Origin of the sequence: Photobacterium chitinilyticum (assembly GCF_004104355.1) — a bacterium.
Classification (GTDB): domain Bacteria; phylum Pseudomonadota; class Gammaproteobacteria; order Enterobacterales; family Vibrionaceae; genus Photobacterium; species Photobacterium chitinilyticum.
This window is the reverse complement of record NZ_RJLM01000003.1, coordinates 218,616-237,234: the sequence shown is the minus strand read 5'-3', so window position 1 is coordinate 237,234 and position 18,619 is coordinate 218,616. Positions and strand designations below refer to the sequence as shown.

Below are 18,619 nucleotides of genomic sequence, written 5' to 3'. Positions count from 1 at the left end.
GATTGGTTTGCTTTTTTTGTGATGTATGTCAAGTTTTTGGGTCGGGTGCTTTATTTCGCTGAATAATCTGACATTATGTCCCTGTTCGATGCAAAACATCATTAGCAACCTAGTTAATGATATCAATAAAGCGGGCATCGTATAATGGCTATTACCTCAGCCTTCCAAGCTGATGATGCGGGTTCGATTCCCGCTGCCCGCTCCAGCTTTCTTATCTCTAAGTTCCATATATCTACCTGAAAAATAAAGTACTTAGCAGCGTATTTTTGTACGTCTGATGATCAGCTATAGCTCTGATGCTTTTTCCTCAGTAATTATTCCTGCGCAATTTTCTGAACAACTATTTATCCAAATTGGTACAACTACGTGATTTTCGTGGTTAGTTTTTCAATTTATAGTCTTTTTACAGCCTCACTAGAAATTTCGCTTATTTGTATGATAAATGATTTGTATCAATAAAATATTCACCTTCTTCGCATAGTATGCACGCAGTTTCGGAATGAGATGAGGTCTGGTGGCCTTCTCGGTCTTCAAAACCGATGTGAGCTGAATAGGCTCTGGCAGGTTCGATTCCTGCCTCTTCCGCCATTTCAAGCGCTTAAATGGCTCTTTCAGTACAGACTATGTTTGAAATAAAAGCATGGTCATTGTTATATCTGGATCAGTTCAAGGAATGCGCCAGTGGCCGTCAAAACTGCAATCAATTATCGTCTACCTCAAGTCGAACAACTTCTGCAACATCCTTTCCTGCAACCCTATGTCTTAGCCTTGAGCCGGCCTGTAGTTACAGAGATTATTCGTTCTCAGCTTACCCTTATTCGTCAGTCTGAGCGCTTTAAAGTGCAAGGTGCCGAGGGTATAGATGTGTTAGCTGCAGTAGTCAAAGTCTGCGAGGTTCAGCAGTCTAAGCGTCAGATGAGAGTGCTTAATGCCACTGGCATTGCGGTACATACCAACCTGGGGCGTTCGCCGATTGTAACTGAGATATGGGATAGCGTGCGTGAGGTGAATACCGGTTACAGTAACCTCGAGCTAGAGCTTGCTACCGGTAAGCGCGGCGGCCGAAATGGTTTGCTACCAACGTTAGTCAATGCATGGCTTGGTGCTGAGGACTGTGTCATTGTTAACAATAACGCGGCTTCTATTTACTTGATCCTGCATGCGCTGGCCGCAGGCAAGGAGGTGATTGTTTCGCGCGGTGAGCAAATTCAGATTGGTGGCGGTTTTCGTATTCCCGATATCCTGGCGCTCTCTGGCTGCAAGTTGGTTGAGGTGGGCACCACCAATATTACTACCAGCGACGATTATATCAACGCGATCACCGACAATACTGCCATGGTATTGATGGTGCACCAGTCTAATTTTTCAATCCAAGGATTTACCGAATCACCGGATATTCAGGATGTTGCCAAGCGCTTACCCGAACATGTTCAGCTGGTGGTTGATCAAGGGTCGGGCTTGTCATCGGAACAATACGCCAGCAGCGAAACGTCGCTTTCCCGATATTTGCAAATGGGGGCCGATCTGGTGTGTTTTTCAGGCGATAAGATTCTCGGCGGCCCTCAAGCCGGGATAATTGCAGGGCGTCAGGGTTTAACAAAAATATTGGCTAAAAACCCGATGATGCGGACATTCCGGCCGGGGCGTATTGTTCTGTCGTTATTAGAAGAGTTGCTGATCCGAAAACTCAACCAAACACCTTCAGGCGAAGGTATCGCACAGCATACCCTCCTTCGTTGCCAGCACACCCGTGCCTTAGCTGAGCGTCTGGTAGCAAAATGGGCACCGTATGCCGAGATGGTTCCGATGGAGATGCAGGTGGGTGGCGGTTCAATTCCATCTGAAACCTATGATTGCTATGGTCTGGCTTTGTTGTTACCTGGTAAGGCACAACAACATCTTGATGCCCTGCGTGCGATGCCAACTCCGATTATTGCTTATTTACATGCTGATCGGCTGATGCTGAATCTGGCGACTTTGCTTGATGATGATCTCCATCACTTTGAAAGCCAAATCGAACACTATCTGCAGCGTTTCCAGAAATAGGTTGAGAACACCATGATTCATGTAAAAAATGTAGTACCAGCCTATCAGGCTGTTGTCGGGCTGGCCGGGCATGTTGACCATGGCAAGACTGCACTGATTGAGGCGCTGACAGGTATTGTTACCGCCCGCCCTCATGAACAAGCGCTGGGGATGACTCAAGATCTGGGTTTTGCTCATTTCCAAGATGATGATGGCAATACTATCGGTGTTATCGATGTTCCGGGGCATGAGCGGTATTTGCGTAATATGGTTGCCGGGGTATGGCATCTGAATGCGTTGATTCTGGTGGTGGCGGCCGACGAAGGCTGGATGCCGATGACAACCTCCCATGTTCAGGTTGCCCACGCCATGGGGATAGAAGAGATCATTGTTTGTATAAACAAGCGTGACAAGGTTTCTCCGGAGCGGTTGGCCGAGATTGAAGAACAAGCGCTGGAAAATGTGATGGAGATGACAGAGCTGGTACCGGAGCTGGTATCGGTATCGGCACTGCATCAAGACAATATTCCGGCATTACGACAGTTAGTTATCGAGACCGTTGCGCGGACACGTACGGCTCCTGAGTCATGTGCGTCGCACTCTGAACCTGAACATTCTGGCGATGTGAATCCGCCGTTGCTGTATGTTGACCGTGCCTTTGTTGTTAACGGGATCGGGACGATTGTGACCGGTACCTTGGCGCAAGGCTGCTTGCGCATCGGCGATAAGGTGCGCTGCTACCCCTTGGGAAAGGTGGGTACTGTGCGTTCGATTCAAGCTTATCATCAGCAACTGGATTCGGTGTCAGGAACCTGCCGTGTTGCGGTCAATATTAAGGGACTGACCCGTAAAGAAGTTGGGCGAGGTCACCTTCTGACCGGCACTGAGTCAGTGATTATGCAGACTGAACACTGTGTGGTGCGTATCAGCCAAACCCAAACGGCATCGCCGGCTAAGCGCCAGCGCGAAGTCGAGGTGGCTATAGGAACGTGGCACGGTATCGCCAAGCTCTGTTATATCCCAGATACGAAACTGGCGCGACTGGTATTTAAACAACCGCTGCCACTTCAGTTTGCCCAGCGTGTTGCGATTATCCTCAAGGGGGGAAGTCGTCTGCTGCATGGTGGCGAGGTGGTGTGGTGTGACTTTATTCCATCAGGCCGTAAACGTCGAATCTATGATGAGTTAGATCAGTTACCTGCGGTTTTGACTCCTGCATTCAAGTATCAGCTTCTGTTAAATCTGCAGGGATATTTTGATACCAGCAAAGTCGGTACGATCAAGGAATATCAAGGCCGTTATCTTGCTCCGATTATGTTTGCGCCTGAATGGCTGGCGAACACCGAGCACACCTTGCTCACAATGTTGGCCGAAGATGGTGCAATGGGCATCGGCGAAATTGGCAGTCGGCTACGGTTGGACGATACGGTGTTATCGGTGATTATGCAGGCGATAAAACAGCAGGATAAAGTGCACCTGAGCCATGGTAAGTGGTGTCTCGGGCAGGGGGAAAATGAGGATGATTTGCCAGCTGAAGCGTTGGCGTTGTTAGATCAAGTTCGTGGATTGGGTAAGGCTGGTCTGGAACTGAACAAGGTGTCGGTGACGGGCGGAAAGAAATGGCTGCGCCAGCTGGCACACTATAAGTATATTACCGCGCTGGATGAAACCATTTACTATGATATGGCGCTGTACCAAGGCATCGTCCAGGCGGTGGTTGCAGACCATCAGGCGCAGGATCGTATCACGATGGGTGACATAAAAACTCGTGCCGGGTTGAGCCGTAAGTACGCCATTCCACTCGCGAACCGGATGGAAAAAGACGGTTGGGTGAGGCGTGACGGCGATGAGCGGATTATTCTCCGCACCTGGCAATCAGTGTCGGTATAAACCGAAACTGATAAAAGCCCGGAAAAGGTCGCGAACAAATTGGAAAAATATTGTTGGGAAAGGCGGGGGACACAAGGTTGTGTCCCCCGCTTTTTTTGTGAAAAGTACCTACTGTAAAAAGCGTTTTTGCTGGGGGACGGCTGTCATTCGACACTATTGTCGATATTGATTGACGATAGTAGTGTCGATGACAATTGGTTGATAATGAGTTGTATCTAATTTTCTGTCTACTTTGAATTTAACCTGCTGATAAATAACACTAAAAATAAAAGTGTGATTAATGGCACACTCTTTGCTATTTGCAGGGTTTTGCAATTGACTAGGAATGTCATGAAAAGCTTTGTAATTGCAGATCCTATGAAGTGTATTGGCTGTGGTACCTGCATGGCAGCGTGCTCAACAGTACATAAGAAAGAAGGTCTGCAAAGCCATCCTCGGCTGACGGTGATTAAGCATGAGGATGCGACAGCACCTGTTATGTGCCGTCACTGTGAAGATGCCCCCTGTGCCAAGGTATGTCCTGTTCAGGCCATTACCAAAGAAGGTGACCGGGTTTTACTCAACGAGACCCTGTGTGTTGGCTGTACGTTGTGTGCGGTTGCCTGCCCGTTTGGTGCGATAGCCTTTGATGGTAGTCGTCCCGTGGCGATGGCAAATAGCTACGATACTTTTATCCCCTCTACTCCTCGCTCCAGTAATCCATCCACTTCGGTACCCAGTACGTTCGGGCAAGACATTCTGGCCTGGGAGCCCGGGGTGAAAAGCATTGCCGTGAAATGCGATTTGTGTGGTTTTCGTGAAGATGGCCCAGCCTGTGTCGAGGTCTGCCCGACTCAGGCGCTGGTGGTGGTCGATGAGGTGAGTGTGACCAAAGCACGTCAGGCGAAACGCCAATGTGCAGCAGAAAGTTCTGCATCAGTGAAAGATGGAGCCGTAACACAATGAATCCGTTAGTTTTAGTTCTATTTGCCTTGGTTTGTTATGGCATTGCCGCGCTAGTATCGCTGGTGGGGCGCAAGCAGGAACAAGATAGCTTGCGTATTGCAGGGGTGATCAGTGCCTTTGGTGGGTTATTTGGCATGCTTGCAGGCCTAACCACTATTGTTTGTGGTTATGGCTCGGCAGATGCCGCTGCCGCAGCGGGTCGTGTTGTGAATATGGACATGTTGTCTGCCTTGATGGTGGTAGTGATATCTATCGTGACCATGGCGGCTTCTGTCTACTCCATCAATTACCTTAAAGAATATTTAGGTAAAGGCGGTTGGAAAATCAATATTCTGTTCAACGTTTTTGCCGCCGCGATGACAGCTTTGGTGGTGTCAGCCAATGTAATGGTCTTTATCGTGTTTATGGAGATCATTTCACTGGCTTCTTGGCTGATTGTTATCAGTGACGGCAGCGTCTCAAGCAAGAAAGCAGGCTTGCAGTATTTTATTGCCGACCATGTAGCAAGTGTGTTGATCATGGCTGCATTTTTGATTTTAGCGCTGCATGCCAACAGTTATGACTTCAGTGCGTTTAGCCATAATCCTGTTACCGGCACCACGGCATCACTGGTGTTTTTATTGGCGTTGGCCGGCTTTGGGATTAAAGCCGCCAGTATTGGTTTTCATGGTTGGTTGGCAAAAGCTTATCCGATTGCCCCTTCGTATTGTTCGACGTTGATCTCTTGCGTCATGGTGAAAATCGGTATTTACGGCATTTTAAAAGTTGGTGTGCTATTTCTTGGCGCAACCCAGATGTGGTGGGGCTTTCTGGTACTGATCTTTGGTGCCCTGTCTTCTGTTCTCGGGGTTATGTATGCCCTTGCTGAGCATGACATCAAGCGCTTGCTTGCTTATCACACGATCGAAAATATCGGCATCATTTTAATTGGTGTCGGGGTGAGCATGATAGGGATCGCTTCTCATCATCCGACCTTGGCGTTGCTGGGGTTGCTGGGCGGTCTGTACCACTTGCTGAACCACGCGGTATTCAAAGGTCTGTTGTGTCTTGGTTCCGGCTCTATTGTCTATCGGATGCACACCAAAGACATGGACAAGATGGGCGGTTTGGGCAAAACCATGCCAAAAACCGCTATTACATTCCTAATCGGTACCTTGGCTATCTGTGCATTACCTCCGCTGAATGGTTTTGTCTCTGAATGGTTTATTTATCAGTCGCTATTTAGCCTCGGAAAAACCGGCAGCGTAGCCAATCTGCTGGCAGGGCCTTTTGGCATGGTAATGCTGGCGTTAACCGGGGCGTTGGCCTGTATGTGTTTCGTCAAGGTTTACGGTATCTGTTTTGCCGGTGCACCTAAAACGGAGCAAGCGGCGAACACCCGCGAGGTTGGGCCTGCAATGGTAACGGCGACATCGGCTCTCGCGGTGCTGTGTATTGTGCTGGGTATCGGCTCGCCATGGATTGCGCCATATTTCTCAGCGATTGCCTCCTCAATCTTGCATATTGCGCCTGTTACCGTCGTGAACGGTATGGCGGTTTATCCTGCTGTTGCCGATCAGGCAATTCTATCGACGCCCGTCATTGCGATTGCGCTGACCCTGCTGACCTTGGTGCCGGCGACTTTGCTATATGCCTTCCGTCAGCGTCGATTGGCTAATCGTCAACAAGGCGACCCTTGGGCCTGTGGTTACCAGTACGAGCACCGTATGACTGTTTCTGCGTCAGGTGTCACTCGCCCGATGCGCCATATGTTTGGTTTCATTTATAACAACCGTCCTCAGCAATCGTTGACTGAACGCTACATACTGCCGCGTCTTTGCCTAACCACCGATGGTAGCCAGAGCGTAGAAGATAATGGTCTTGATAGCCGTAAAGTCCATTTCTTGTGTAGCACCGTCGCGTTATTTGTCGTGTTGTTCTTTCCCTTCATGTCAGGAGTGAGTTGATCATGTCTCCACTTGAAATGCCAGCTTCCGGCTGGATTGTGTTGGCCGTCGCACAAGCAATGCTCATGTTAATGTTTGCGCCGTTAGCCTCCGGGTTCTCTCGGGTACTTCGCGCCAAAATTCACTCGCGCAAAGGGCCGGGGATTTTGCAGGATTATCGCGATATTGCCAAGTTACTCCGTCGCCAGTCTGTTGCTCCCTCCAATGCCGGGTTTATCTTCTGGATCATGCCGTGGGTGTTAATTGTCACCATGCTACTCATTGGCATGGCACTGCCAACCGTGACTCAGGTATCTCCGTTTCCTATTTCAGGCGACATTATTACCGATATCTATTTGCTGGCGATTTTTCGTTTCTTCTTTGCGCTGGCGGGTATTGATTCCAACAGTATGTTTGGCGGATTGGGCAGCAGCCGGGAACTCACCCTCGGCATTCTGGTAGAACCTATTTTGATCCTGACGATTGTGGTGGTGGCACTGGCAGTCGGGACAACTGACTTGGGTTATATCAGTCATGCGCTGGCAACTACCCCGTGGCACCAACCGCTAACGATTATCTTGGCCGGTGTTATCTGTGCGTTTGCGTTGTTTATTGAGATGGGCAAGTTGCCGTTTGACAGTGCAGAAGCCGAACAGGAACTGCAGGAAGGACCGGTGACGGAATACTCTGGTGCCAGTCTGGCGATGGTAAAGCTGGGCCTTGGCCTCAAACAACTTGTTGTTGCTCAGCTATTTTTGGCTATTTTCATTCCTTGGGGAAAAGCGGCGAGTTTGAATGCTGACGGCTTGTTTGCTGCCTTCGTTATCTTATTCATTAAATTGCTGGTGGTGTTCCTGATTGCCGGTATTGCCGAAAACACCATGGCACGTTTTCGTTTCATGAAAATTCACCGCGCAATTTTTCCTGCTTTCCTGGTGGCCGTATTGGCGCTGGTATTTTTAATTTTTGGTTGGTAAGTAACGGTAATGACAAACAATACAGTTGAACTATATAGCACCAAGCCACAACAGGGTCGGATTGGTAAACAGTATGTCGATGGCGTCAATCACTTCTTCCCGTCAGCCATTATTGATGAAGAGTGGCAGACTGAAAACCAGGTGACAATAACGGTCAAAATGACGGCGTTGGTCGAAGTCATGAAATGGCTTTATTACGATCAGGGCGGCTGGCTAGCCGTAACGTTTGGTAACGATGAACGCAGCTTGAATGGGCATTTTGCGGTTTATCATTCACTTTCTATGGAAGGTGAAGTAAAAAGCTGGGTAACCGTAAAAGTCTTGGTTGATGCGGACTGCCAGGAGTTTGTTTCGGTGACACCGACGATCCCTGCTGCCGTGTGGGGCGAGCGTGAAGTCCGTGATATGTACGGTTTGCATCCGGTCGGGTTGCCAGATGAACGTCGTTTGGTATTGCCTGATGATTGGCCTGAAGATCTTCACCCTTTACGTAAAGATGCGATGGATTACCGTCAGCGTCCGCAACCAACCTCAGAGACCGAAACCTATCAGTTTGACAACCAGTTGGGTAATGACAGTAACCGTATTGTGCCGGTAGGCCCGTTGCATATTACGTCAGATGAGCCTGGACACTTCCGCCTATTTGTTGACGGCGAAGACATTGTCGATGCCGATTACCGGATGTTCTATGTTCACCGCGGGATGGAAAAACTGGCAGAGACCCGCATGGGTTACCAGGAAGTCGCCCAGTTAACTGATCGGGTCTGCGGCATTTGTGGTTTTACGCATAGCGTCGGTTACAGCAATACGATCGAGAACGCCTTGTCGGTCGATGTACCGTTTCGCGCCAAGATGATCCGGACCGTGTTACTTGAAGTGGAACGTCTGCATAGCCACTTGCTTAATATCGGTCTGTCGAGCCACTTTGTCGGTTTTGATTCGGGGTTTATGCAGTTTTTCCGCGTCCGTGAAAAGACCATGGAACTGGCTGAACTGCTCACCGGCGCCCGTAAGACTTACGGGATGAACCTCATTGGCGGTGTTCGTCGTGATTTCTTAAAAGACCAGCGCCTAAAAGGTATCGCATTAGTACGCGAAGTACGTAAGACCTTTTCTGAATTAGTCGATGTACTGCTTGCCACCCCCAATATCGAGAGTCGTATTGCCGGGGTCGGTATTCTTGCCAAAGATATTGCCCGTGACTTTAGCCCGGTAGGCCCGCTCATTCGTGCCAGTGGTTTTAAGCGTGATGCGCGTATTGTCCACGGCCAGTCGCTGGAATCTTACGGTGATGTCCCTTTTGAACTGCAGAGCATGGAAAACGGTGATGTTCAGTCGCGTGTGATGGTACGGATCGGCGAAGTTTTTGATTCATTGAATATTGTCGAATATGGCCTTGATCACCTGCCTGCTGGGGCGATTTTGACTGAAGGGTTTGATTACGTGCCGAACAAGTTTGCGCTTGGCTTTACCGAAGCACCGCGTGGCGAGAACGTTCACTGGAGTATGACGGGTGATAACCAGAAACTATTCCGTTGGCGTTGCCGTGCCGCAACTTATGCCAACTGGCCGACGTTACGCTATATGTTGCGCGGCAATACCGTTGCCGATGCTCCGCTGATCATCGGTAGCCTTGATCCGTGCTACTCCTGTACCGACCGTGTCACCATTGTCGATACCAAGAAAAAGCGCAGCAAAACCATCCCGTATAAAGCGATTGAGCAGTACAGCATTAACCGCAAGCACTCACCATTCAAGCTGTAGCAGGAGGCCATGTGTTTAAGCTATTAAAAACTGTAATTAAAACCGGTGAGGCAACGAAGAAGTACCCGTTTGCCCCGCTTGAGGTCTGTGAAGATTTCCGCGGTAAGCCCGAATTGGATGCCGAACAGTGCCTGTCTTGTGGTGCCTGTACCCGTGCCTGCCCTGCCAATGCCCTGATCATGGAAACCGATGTAAAAACGGGGACTCGCCGCTGGGAACTGTCAATGGCGCGCTGTATTTACTGTGGTCGCTGTGAAGAGGTTTGCCCTACTAAGGCCATTACGCTGTCGCAGAATTTCGAGCTGGCGGTAACGCGCAAAGAAGATCTGTATGAAGAGGCGGTGTTCAGTCTGGCCGACTGCTGTCAGTGCGGACGCCCGTTTGTGGCCCGTAAATTACTGGAGTATGTGTTAGATACTCTGGCGCAAAGCGGGGTAACAGGGGAACAGCTAAAGCTGCGTCGTCAGCAGTTGGAAACCTGTCCGGAATGCCGTCGCAGTAATAATATGCTCGACAGCGAAAATATCAGTCATCTACGTTATCTTGAGGAGGAATTGTGAAAGGTATCAAACAGCTGGTCGGAACAGCGCATACCCAAACCGTTCCTGTCGCTCAAGCGCCAAACAGTCAGCAACTGAAAGATGCGCTGATTAAACAAATCCGTCGCTCGGCTTATGTCTACCGCGTCGATTGTGGAGGTTGTAATGGTTGCGAAATTGAAATTTTTGCAGCCACAACACCGGTTTTTGATACCGAACGCTTTGGTATCAAGGTTGTCGCCTCTCCGCGTCATGCCGATATCCTCTTGTTCACGGGAGCCGTTACCCGCGCCATGCGCGCACCGGCCCTTCGTGCCTACGAGGCTGCACCGGATCCTAAAATTGTAGTGTCTTACGGGGCGTGCGGTTGCGACGGCGGTATTTTCCACGACTTGTATTGCGTGTGGGGCGGGACTGACAAGATTGTACCTGTCGATGTCTATATTCCGGGTTGCCCGCCAACCCCCGCGGCAACCATTTACGGTTTTGCTGTGGCGCTAGGCCTGCTGGATCAAAAACTTCACGCCAAAACCCATCAGCCAGAGGTACAGAAAGCGAGCCTGAAACATACCGGTATTCCGCTTGATATCAAGGTGATGATTGAGCGCCAAGCCCGCCTCTTGGCTGGTTACGTGCAAGGACAACGTATTGCTGATGAAGTCATGGATGTGCTGGCAACCTGCAGTGCTGACAATGTCGACAGCAAGATAGCAGCTTATTTGACTAAAAAAGATGATCCGCGTTTAACTGAAATCGTCAATATTCTGCTGAGTCAAACCATGGAGGCATTGACCGGGCTAAGTGGTTGCTCGAATAGCACAGGAGAAAAGGTGAAACCGCGTGAGGTAACGGCCGATGAGTGAGGCATTCACTGAGCTGGCACAGTCACGTCATATCAAGGGGCATGTCTATTTCTATAGTCTGAGTCGTAAGTTTGTCGATGAAAGCTACGATGTGCCGGAAGAAGCCAGGCAGATCATGTATTACAGTTTGGCTATTGGTCATCACCTTGGGGTAGTGGACTGCCTGAATGCCGTATTGGAGTGCAGTGGTGAAGAATATTTGGCGTGGATTAAGGGGCTTCCCGAAGACAGTGAAGCCTTTCGGAAAATGCAGGGGTTTCTGGTGTTCGGCGAAATCACCATTTATCCGGATCACCTTAATATGCTGGCTTGTGCTTTTGATGCCATTTCATCCGACGAACAGTCAGAAATGTCTATGCGCCTGACGAAGGGGTTTATTCGTGCTCTGACGGCGATTTACCACGAACCGAGTATGTACATGATGATTCGAGGTGGCCAGTGAGCAATATTCAGATGCAAACAGCAACAACGGGCAAACAGATCGTATTGACCGTGGGTAACAGCATGATGGGTGATGATGGTGCAGGACCGCTGTTGGCCGAGAGGCTAAGAAACCAGCCGGTGTCAGGTTGGGAGGTGATGGAAGGCGGGGCAATGCCCGAAGATTGTCTGCACTTGATACGCACGGCGATGCCGGAACGTGTGGTGGTGGTTGATGCTGCGGATATCGGTGAAACGGCGGGAACGGTACGGATTATCGATCCGGATACCATCGCCGATATGTTCATGGTATCGACCCACAGCCTGCCGCTGAGTTTCTTGATTGACGAGCTGAAAACCTTTGTTCCCGAGGTGGTCTTTGTTGGAATTCAGCCCGCAATTGTTGCCTTTTCATTTCCGCTGACCGAGATGGTGGAAGAGGCTGTGTCGGCAGTCTATACCAAGCTGTCGGATTGGCAGGGCGCTGATAGTTTCGAACATTGCTGACGAAACGTGTCGATACTCTTCGACACTTTTGACGAAAGCTGTCGACATTGTGTATCGACATTCATACAAAGCCCAGTATAAGCTGGGCTTTTCTTATTAATCCTTTTGTTTTTAGTGGGTTACAATATTTATTGTTATTTGTATATTGTTGGCACACTACATGCTTAATAGGGGCGAGGTCACAGTTTTGGCTTCGATGTGTCGATTTCTACAAGGGATACACCATGAACCGGTTTGTATTTGCAGATCCAAATTTGTGTATTGGTTGTCGAACCTGTGAAGTGGCGTGCGTGATTTCTCATCAGGCAGAGAGCTCGCTTGCCGCTTTGGATCCATCTGACTTTTCACCGCGATTGACGTTGGTGAAGAACGCACAAGTGACAACACCGATAATGTGTCGCCAGTGTGATGATGCTCCGTGTGCTCAGGTTTGCCCCAATAATGCGATTGTCCTTGAGGATGGCCACGTCAAAGTGGTGCAGTCTCGCTGTATCGGTTGTAAAACCTGCGTCATTGCTTGTCCATATGGGGCAATGAATGTCGTGACGAAAATGGTTGAGGATACCAAAGGATCCGGGTTGTTTAAGCGCCAGGTGCCTGAATCCCAGGCATTGAAATGTGATTTGTGTAGCCACCGAGAAGAAGGACCTGCCTGTGTACAGGTTTGTCCGACGGGTGCAATACAGATCATAGAGCCCGAAACACTGAATGAAACCAGCAAACAGAAACGTGAAGCGGCTGCTTTGGGTGCTGTTGTGGTTCCTTCTCTTTGATAAATAGATTATTTAATAGGCTAATATGAAAAAATCAATTGTCGTTTGTCCCTACTGTGGTACTGGGTGCAAACTGAAGTTGGTGGTTGAGAATGACAAAGTCATTGCTGCTGAACCGGCTGATGGCCGTACTAATGAAGGTCAGCTTTGCCTGAAAGGTTATTATGGTTGGGATTTTCTTAATGATACCAACCTACTGACACCGCGACTCAAGCAACCTATGATTCGCCGTACCCGAGATGCCGAACTGGAAGCGGTATCGTGGGATGAAGCACTGGATTTTGCCAGTGAGAAGCTTCTCGCTATCAAGGACAAATTTGGCCCTGATGCGATTATGACAACAGGCTCAGCCCGAGGTCCGGGTAACGAAGCCAACTATGTCATGCAGAAATTTGCAAGGGCGGTCATCGGAACCAACAACGTCGATCACTGCGCCAGGGTGTGACACGCGCCGTCAGTCTCCGGTCTGGAGACAACAGTAGGTAATGGTGCTATGAGCAACGCCATTCCCGAAATTCAAGATACCAAATGTTTGCTTATATTCGGTTACAACGCGGCTGATTCTCATCCGGTTGTAGCAAGACACATTCTAAAAGCACGTGCTAAAGGTGCGAAAATTATTGTCTGCGACCCGCGTAAAATTGAGTCGGCCCGAGTGGCAGATCAGTGGTTGCAGCAGAAAAACGGTTCGAACATGGCACTGGTCAATGCCTTGGCCAATGTAATGATAGAAGAGAACTTATATGATAAGTCTTATGTTCAGAAGCATACTGAAGGCTTTGATGAGTTCCGCAAGCTGGTTGCCAACTACACGCCGGAATCGGTTGAAACGATTACGGGTTTGACCGCGGCTGAAATCCGTCAGGCTGCACGTACCTATGCTGCTGCACCAGAAGCCATGATCCTATGGGGTATGGGTGTAACGCAATACGGTCAGGCTGTTGATGTCGTTCGTGGTTTGGCCTCGTTGGCTTTGATAACCGGTAATTTTGGCCGTCGTGGTGTGGGCTGTGGCCCGGTTCGTGGCCAGAATAATGTACAGGGAACCTGTGATATGGGCATGCTGCCGCATCAGTTCCCAGGCTACCAAGACGTTGCCGATGACAGTATTCGTGATAAGTTCGAAAATGCCTGGGGTGTAAGTCTGTCTGGCAAGCCGGGCTATCGCTTGACTGAAATTGGCCACAAAGTTGATGAAGGGATCTGTAAGGCATTCTATGTCTTTGGCGAGGATCCGGCTCAAACTGAAGCTGATTTGGCTGCTTTGCGTAAAACGATGAATAAAATGGAACTGGTGATTGTTCAGGACATATTCATGACGCAGACCGCTGAAATGGCGGACGTGATCTTCCCTGCAACCAGCTGGGGCGAACACGAAGGGGTTTACAGCAGTGCTGACCGTGGTTTCCAGCGCTTCTACAAAGCGGTGACACCACCGCCGAACGTTAAGCCTGACTGGGAAATCTTCAGCTTGCTGGCAACCCGAATGGGCTACCCGATGTCCTACAGCAACACCGAGGAGATCTGGGATGAGCTGCGCGGTCTATGTCCGTTGTATACCGGAGCGACCTACGAGAAAATGTCTGGGCTGAAATCGGTGCAATGGCCTTGTCCGACCGAGGATCACCCAGGGACGTCATTCTTGTTTGAAGGGAATAAGTTCACTATGCCATCGGGTAAGGGCAGGCTAATTGCTGCTGAGTGGCGGCCACCTTATGAGCAACCCGATCATGATTATCCATTGGTATTGTCTACCGTGCGTGAAGTCGGTCACTACTCATGCCGTTCGATGACAGGTAACTGTGCGGCGTTGCAGACGCTGGCTGATGAACCGGGTTACGTGCAAATGCATCCGGATGATGCGCGGGCTCTGGGTATCGATGATCAGCAGTTGGTTTGGGTGTCATCTCGTCGCGGTAAGGTCATTTCCCGGGCAAGTTGCAATGATCGCATTAACATGGGTGTGGTTTACATGACTTACCAATGGTGGATAGGCGCATGTAATGAACTCACTATTGAGCATGTTGATCCTATTTCCAGCACGCCCGAGTTCAAATACTGTGCGGTGAAAGTCGAGCAGATTGATGATCAGGCGTGGGCCGAGAATTATGTACAGACAGAGTACAGTAATTTGAAAGCCCGTTTGAAAAATCATGTCGTGAATGCGTAATGATTAGTGGGTTTCCTTGGTATTGAACTGCCAAGGAAACCACTTTTATTGAGTGTCACCTTGTAAAGATACTTAAATATCAGATAGTTGTGTTTTGTTCTTGTTGATGCAGATCAATGCCTATCTTGATAGATAGCTCAAAATTGTATGACAAATAGGGCTGGTAGATATTTATCAGTCATTTGAATTAACTGTGCGAGATGACCGGACCATGGAACACTTTGAAAGTGATTTGATGAATTTATCGAAAGCCCTGCTATCGAGCAATGATATTTCAGGCTTGATGACGTTTCTAAATAATGATGATTTATCCTTCATCAAGGTAGACCGAGTCAATATTATTTTGAAAAGTGATCTTGATGCATTGCCTGTCTTATATTTCTTTGACCAGGAAAATGATCTTCAGTGTTACCAGTATAATCAGAATAGTCTTTCACTTCATAGTATTGTTAATGATGGTTGTACTCATCGAATACAAGGCGAGGCGTTATATCTTAGTTATCCCCAACTAATTGAGCATCCAGCTTATAGTAATATTGATAATTATTGTAAAGTACCACTAGTTTCTGCATGTAAACAACTCGGTTCAATAGAGTTCATTAATGTGGAAATCAAAGATGATAACTATTCAGAGAAACAGTTCAAGTTGTTCACTAATATGATCACCTCCATGGTTGAGCATATTATTGAACATGAATTGGCCTCTAATATTGCTCAGCAGATAAGTGATGAGCGCAATAATTTTCAAATGTTGGTTGATGTTACCAACGCAGTGATCAGTCGTAGTACGAAAAAAGAGTTAATCACATCGCTATTGAAGTTCTTATATCAGCACTTTTCCATGAGTGACTTATCAATTATTCAGACTCATGATGGCCATTACGGACAGGATTATTGTGGCTATAGTGATGGTAAAATTGATTATCGAAGCCATTTCTTTTCCAATGATGACGCGATTAAGGATGCAGTGGAAAAGAATAAGCCTGTCGTTTTGAGCGCTTTGACAATACAACAGTTGAGCCTTAACAATAATGTCCCTTTTTTTCCTCTATCGGCAAAAAGTGCCTGTGTTGTGCCAATGGTTTTTCGCAACAGCACGATAGGGTATATCTGCTATATGCAGCGGGAAGATAAGCCTTATCCGCCTCATGACGTCGAGCTGTTTCTGCAGATAGCTGCTCGGGTTGCCTTGGCGATGCACAGCCTGAAGGTTCACGAGGCGATTTCAAAAACAATCCCGACAACAGACTATATCAATATTGAAGAAAGCTACATGGATCATGCGATTTTCGATGACATCATCAGCCAGAGCGAGGTGATGAACAAGGTACTGGATCAAGTCGCCATGGTGGCAGACTGCGACAGTACGGTATTGATTTTAGGGGAGTCAGGAACGGGTAAAGAATTGATAGCACAGGCTATCCATAAGTTAAGTCGTCGTAGCAATACCCGAATGGTCAAAATGAATTGCGCAGCAGTGCCTGCTGGTTTGTTTGAAAGTGAATTGTTTGGCCACGAACGCGGGGCTTTTACCGGAGCGATAAGCCAACGGGTCGGACGATTTGAACAAGCCCATAAAGGGACGCTGTTTCTCGATGAAATTGGTGATATGCCGCTTGATCTACAGCCTAAGTTATTACGGGCACTGCAGGAAAATGAGATTGAGCGTGTCGGAAAAAATCAGCTGATATCGGTTGATGTACGAATAGTGGTTGCGACTAATGCCAATCTCTTGTCGATGGTAGAATCCAAAGGTTTTAGAAGTGATCTGTATTATCGATTGAATGTCTTTCCAATCAAGATCCCGCCTTTACGCGAACGCCCTGAAGATATTCCCTTGTTGGTTAAACACTTTACACGGGTTATCTCGAAAAAAATGGGTAAAGATATTACTGCGATTGCTGCCGAAACATTGGATACCCTGTCTAAGTTTCCTTGGCCGGGAAATGTACGTGAACTGCGTAATTTTATTGAGCGTTCGGTGATCTTGACGCGAGGAAATGTACTGAGTGTTCCTACCGAAGAACTTATCACGATCAGTTCTTTAAATAATAAAATGGTTAAATCTAAGCCTATATTACCAGCGAGCGATAATATATTTGACCGAGATGCTGTTATCTCTGCATTGCGCGAGAGTAACGGAATAATTGCCGGGCCAAGAGGTGCTGCAGTTAAATTAGGTGTGAAACGAACAACGTTATTATCAAGAATGCAAAAAATGGGTATTAAGAGTCATGACTATTTGGATGAGATTGGATGAAATTAAATGAATTCATTTCGAATTGATTATGACTATTACGCCTAATTATAGTAGTCATTAATCATTAAGACCTATTTCGGTTGTAAATAATATTAGTTGAGTTTAAGTATGAGCGAATTGCTTTCCTTTTCGGCGTTCACTAACGCCAGTGAATTGCCGATTGTCCGTTTTCGAAAAGGAAAACAGAGTTGGCAAGATATGGACTACATAATAGAAGAAATGCCAGTAGCGATAACTTTTAATGGTATCGCATATACCGTAATGATGTGCACTCCCAATGATTTGGAGGATTTTGTTATTGGCTTTTCGTTGTCCGAGGGCATTATCCAGCATCATCGAGATATCCATAACATTGATATTTCTCCGGGCTGCAACGGAATTACTGTGGATGTCAGTGTTGCCAACCGCTGCCTGTTTAACCTGAAACAGAAACGTCGCTCGTTGGCGGGAATGACTGGTTGCGGTATTTGTGGCGAGGAAAAGTTGGAATCCGTGTGCCGTTCTCTGACACCGCTGGCTTCAAACACTCAGTTTGATATTTGTCACCTTGACGGAGCATTGAATCAACTATTGCTGAAACAACAACTGAACCAGTTGACTGGATCGGCTCATGCAGCGGTCTATCTCGATAATGACGGACAGATTCAGGCGATTTTCGAAGATGTAGGTCGCCATATCGCGCTCGACAAACTGGTGGGGTATATCCATCGCCATCATTTCGAGGGCGGGGCGGTATTGGTAACCAGCCGTGCCAGTTTTGAAATGGTCCAAAAGGTGGGCGCAGCAGGGGTTGAAATCCTCTTTGCTATTTCGTCTGCGACCAAAATGGCTGTCGAGCTGGCTGAAAAACTCAACGTGACCTTGCTGGGCTACTGCCGTCCCGGCCGCGCTGATGTCTATGCTCACCCTGAACGTATTTTCGGCATGATTTAACACTATTTTCTCTATTTATTTAAGAAGGCATTCGACATGAAAAAGAAATATTTATTATCCGGCTTGCTTGCGTTGTTCTCACCATTGGCGCTGGCTCATCCCGGCCATATTGGTACGCATGGATTTGAAAGTGGATTCATTCATCCGCTGACAGGGATAGATCATCTGAGCGTAATGCTAGGGGTTGGCATGCTCGCTGCACTTTTTGGCGGTCAGGCACGCTACCGTCTGCCATTAGCCTTTGTTGCCATCATGATTGTTGGCGGAATGATGGGAGTTTCTGGACTGGTGATGCCGGGCGTTGAAATTGGTATTGCGCTGTCTGTGGTTGCGATGGGGATATTGTTATGCTCCGGTGCGCGTTTGTCAGAAAAAGCTACGCTGGCCTTAGTCATGGGGTTTGCCTTGTTTCACGGCATGGCCCATGGCATGGAAATGCCGCTAGATAGCCAGGCTATGTATTACTTTTCAGGCTTTGTGCTAGCGACGACGATGTTGCATATGTTTGGAATTTTCCTAGTACAGCTTGCTGTTAGCTGCATGAAAAACCGAGTGATCCTGAACGCGGTTGGGTTTGGTATCGGAATGAGCATGACGGTATTTGGCGGTTCATTATTGTTTTCTTAAC

15 protein-coding genes and 2 tRNA genes are annotated in these 18,619 nt (G+C 48.1%); all 17 read left to right on the top strand.

All coding sequences use genetic code 11. From position 1 onward, the window contains the following. Positions 1-130 precede the first annotated feature (130 nt). Positions 131-205: transfer RNA gene (locus EDI28_RS09970), tRNA-Gly, on the top strand. Between the two features lie 291 nt (positions 206-496). Beyond that, positions 497-588: transfer RNA gene (locus EDI28_RS26925), tRNA-Sec, on the top strand. A 93-nt stretch (positions 589-681) separates the two neighbouring features. Next, a complete protein-coding gene (gene selA, locus EDI28_RS09965) occupies positions 682-2,046 on the top strand; it encodes an L-seryl-tRNA(Sec) selenium transferase (RefSeq protein ID WP_128783713.1) in 1,365 nt (454 codons plus the stop codon). Between the two features lie 12 nt (positions 2,047-2,058). Beyond that, positions 2,059-3,915 carry a SelB domain-containing protein gene (locus tag EDI28_RS09960; protein ID WP_128783712.1) on the top strand — a complete coding sequence of 619 codons (1,857 nt, stop codon included), beginning with the start codon at positions 2,059-2,061 and terminating at the stop codon, positions 3,913-3,915. A 330-nt stretch (positions 3,916-4,245) separates the two neighbouring features. Further along, positions 4,246-4,860: a 4Fe-4S dicluster domain-containing protein gene (locus tag EDI28_RS09955; protein ID WP_128783711.1), complete on the top strand. Its 615-nt coding sequence runs from the start codon at positions 4,246-4,248 to the stop codon at positions 4,858-4,860. Next, positions 4,857-6,806 carry a proton-conducting transporter transmembrane domain-containing protein gene (locus EDI28_RS09950; protein WP_128783710.1) on the top strand — a complete coding sequence of 650 codons (1,950 nt, stop codon included), beginning with the start codon at positions 4,857-4,859 and terminating at the stop codon, positions 6,804-6,806. The genes EDI28_RS09955 and EDI28_RS09950 overlap by 4 nt, the downstream gene beginning before the upstream one ends. Positions 6,807-6,808: 2 nt before the next feature. Then, complete coding sequence (locus EDI28_RS09945; protein WP_128783709.1) at positions 6,809-7,762, top strand: respiratory chain complex I subunit 1 family protein; 954 nt, start codon at positions 6,809-6,811, stop codon at positions 7,760-7,762. 9 nt (positions 7,763-7,771) lie between these two features. Beyond that, the gene (locus EDI28_RS09940; RefSeq protein WP_128783708.1) at positions 7,772-9,526 is read left to right on the top strand and encodes a hydrogenase large subunit; all 1,755 of its coding nucleotides are present in this window, start codon (positions 7,772-7,774) and stop codon (positions 9,524-9,526) included. 11 nt (positions 9,527-9,537) lie between these two features. Continuing rightward, positions 9,538-10,086: a formate hydrogenlyase complex iron-sulfur subunit gene (locus EDI28_RS09935; protein ID WP_128783707.1), complete on the top strand. Its 549-nt coding sequence runs from the start codon at positions 9,538-9,540 to the stop codon at positions 10,084-10,086. Then, a complete protein-coding gene (locus EDI28_RS09930; RefSeq protein ID WP_128783706.1) occupies positions 10,083-10,928 on the top strand; it encodes an NADH-quinone oxidoreductase subunit B family protein in 846 nt (281 codons plus the stop codon). The genes EDI28_RS09935 and EDI28_RS09930 overlap by 4 nt, the downstream gene beginning before the upstream one ends. Continuing rightward, on the top strand, positions 10,921-11,370 hold the full coding sequence (locus EDI28_RS09925) for a formate hydrogenlyase maturation HycH family protein (protein ID WP_128783705.1): 450 nt from the start codon (positions 10,921-10,923) through the stop codon (positions 11,368-11,370). Before EDI28_RS09930 ends, EDI28_RS09925 begins: the two co-directional genes overlap by 8 nt. A gap of 11 nt (positions 11,371-11,381) precedes the next feature. Further along, a complete protein-coding gene (hycI, locus tag EDI28_RS09920; protein ID WP_128783916.1) occupies positions 11,382-11,855 on the top strand; it encodes a hydrogenase maturation peptidase HycI in 474 nt (157 codons plus the stop codon). A gap of 224 nt (positions 11,856-12,079) precedes the next feature. Next, entirely contained in the window at positions 12,080-12,628 is a 549-nt protein-coding gene (locus EDI28_RS09915) for a 4Fe-4S dicluster domain-containing protein (RefSeq protein WP_128783704.1), read from the top strand. 25 nt (positions 12,629-12,653) lie between these two features. After that, a complete protein-coding gene (gene fdhF, locus EDI28_RS09910; protein ID WP_128783703.1) occupies positions 12,654-14,798 on the top strand; it encodes a formate dehydrogenase subunit alpha in 2,145 nt (714 codons plus the stop codon). Between the two features lie 211 nt (positions 14,799-15,009). Then, the gene (locus EDI28_RS09905) at positions 15,010-17,058 is read left to right on the top strand and encodes a sigma 54-interacting transcriptional regulator (RefSeq protein ID WP_128783702.1); all 2,049 of its coding nucleotides are present in this window, start codon (positions 15,010-15,012) and stop codon (positions 17,056-17,058) included. Positions 17,059-17,166: 108 nt separating this feature from the next. Beyond that, positions 17,167-17,991, top strand: coding sequence for a formate dehydrogenase accessory sulfurtransferase FdhD (gene fdhD / locus EDI28_RS09900; RefSeq protein ID WP_128783701.1), 825 nt, complete (start codon positions 17,167-17,169; stop codon positions 17,989-17,991). A 36-nt stretch (positions 17,992-18,027) separates the two neighbouring features. Beyond that, positions 18,028-18,618, top strand: a complete 591-nt coding sequence (locus EDI28_RS09895; RefSeq protein ID WP_128783700.1) for a HupE/UreJ family protein — start codon at positions 18,028-18,030, stop codon at positions 18,616-18,618. The last annotated feature ends 1 nt before the right edge of the window (position 18,619 follow it).

Excerpts from the sequence above, each read along its gene's own strand:
- EDI28_RS09960 (WP_128783712.1), top strand. The coding sequence starts at position 2,059 with ATGATTCATGTAAAAAATGTAGTACCAGCCTATCAGGCTGTTGTCGGG.
- EDI28_RS09955 (WP_128783711.1), top strand. The coding sequence starts at position 4,246 with ATGAAAAGCTTTGTAATTGCAGATCCTATGAAGTGTATTGGCTGTGGT.
- EDI28_RS09950 (WP_128783710.1), top strand. The coding sequence starts at position 4,857 with ATGAATCCGTTAGTTTTAGTTCTATTTGCCTTGGTTTGTTATGGCATT.
- EDI28_RS09945 (WP_128783709.1), top strand. The coding sequence starts at position 6,809 with ATGTCTCCACTTGAAATGCCAGCTTCCGGCTGGATTGTGTTGGCCGTC.
- EDI28_RS09940 (WP_128783708.1), top strand. The coding sequence starts at position 7,772 with ATGACAAACAATACAGTTGAACTATATAGCACCAAGCCACAACAGGGT.
- EDI28_RS09925 (WP_128783705.1), top strand. The coding sequence starts at position 10,921 with ATGAGTGAGGCATTCACTGAGCTGGCACAGTCACGTCATATCAAGGGG.
- hycI (WP_128783916.1), top strand. The coding sequence starts at position 11,382 with ATGCAAACAGCAACAACGGGCAAACAGATCGTATTGACCGTGGGTAAC.
- EDI28_RS09915 (WP_128783704.1), top strand. The coding sequence starts at position 12,080 with ATGAACCGGTTTGTATTTGCAGATCCAAATTTGTGTATTGGTTGTCGA.
- EDI28_RS09905 (WP_128783702.1), top strand. The coding sequence starts at position 15,010 with ATGGAACACTTTGAAAGTGATTTGATGAATTTATCGAAAGCCCTGCTA.
- fdhD (WP_128783701.1), top strand. The coding sequence starts at position 17,167 with ATGAGCGAATTGCTTTCCTTTTCGGCGTTCACTAACGCCAGTGAATTG.
- EDI28_RS09895 (WP_128783700.1), top strand. The coding sequence starts at position 18,028 with ATGAAAAAGAAATATTTATTATCCGGCTTGCTTGCGTTGTTCTCACCA.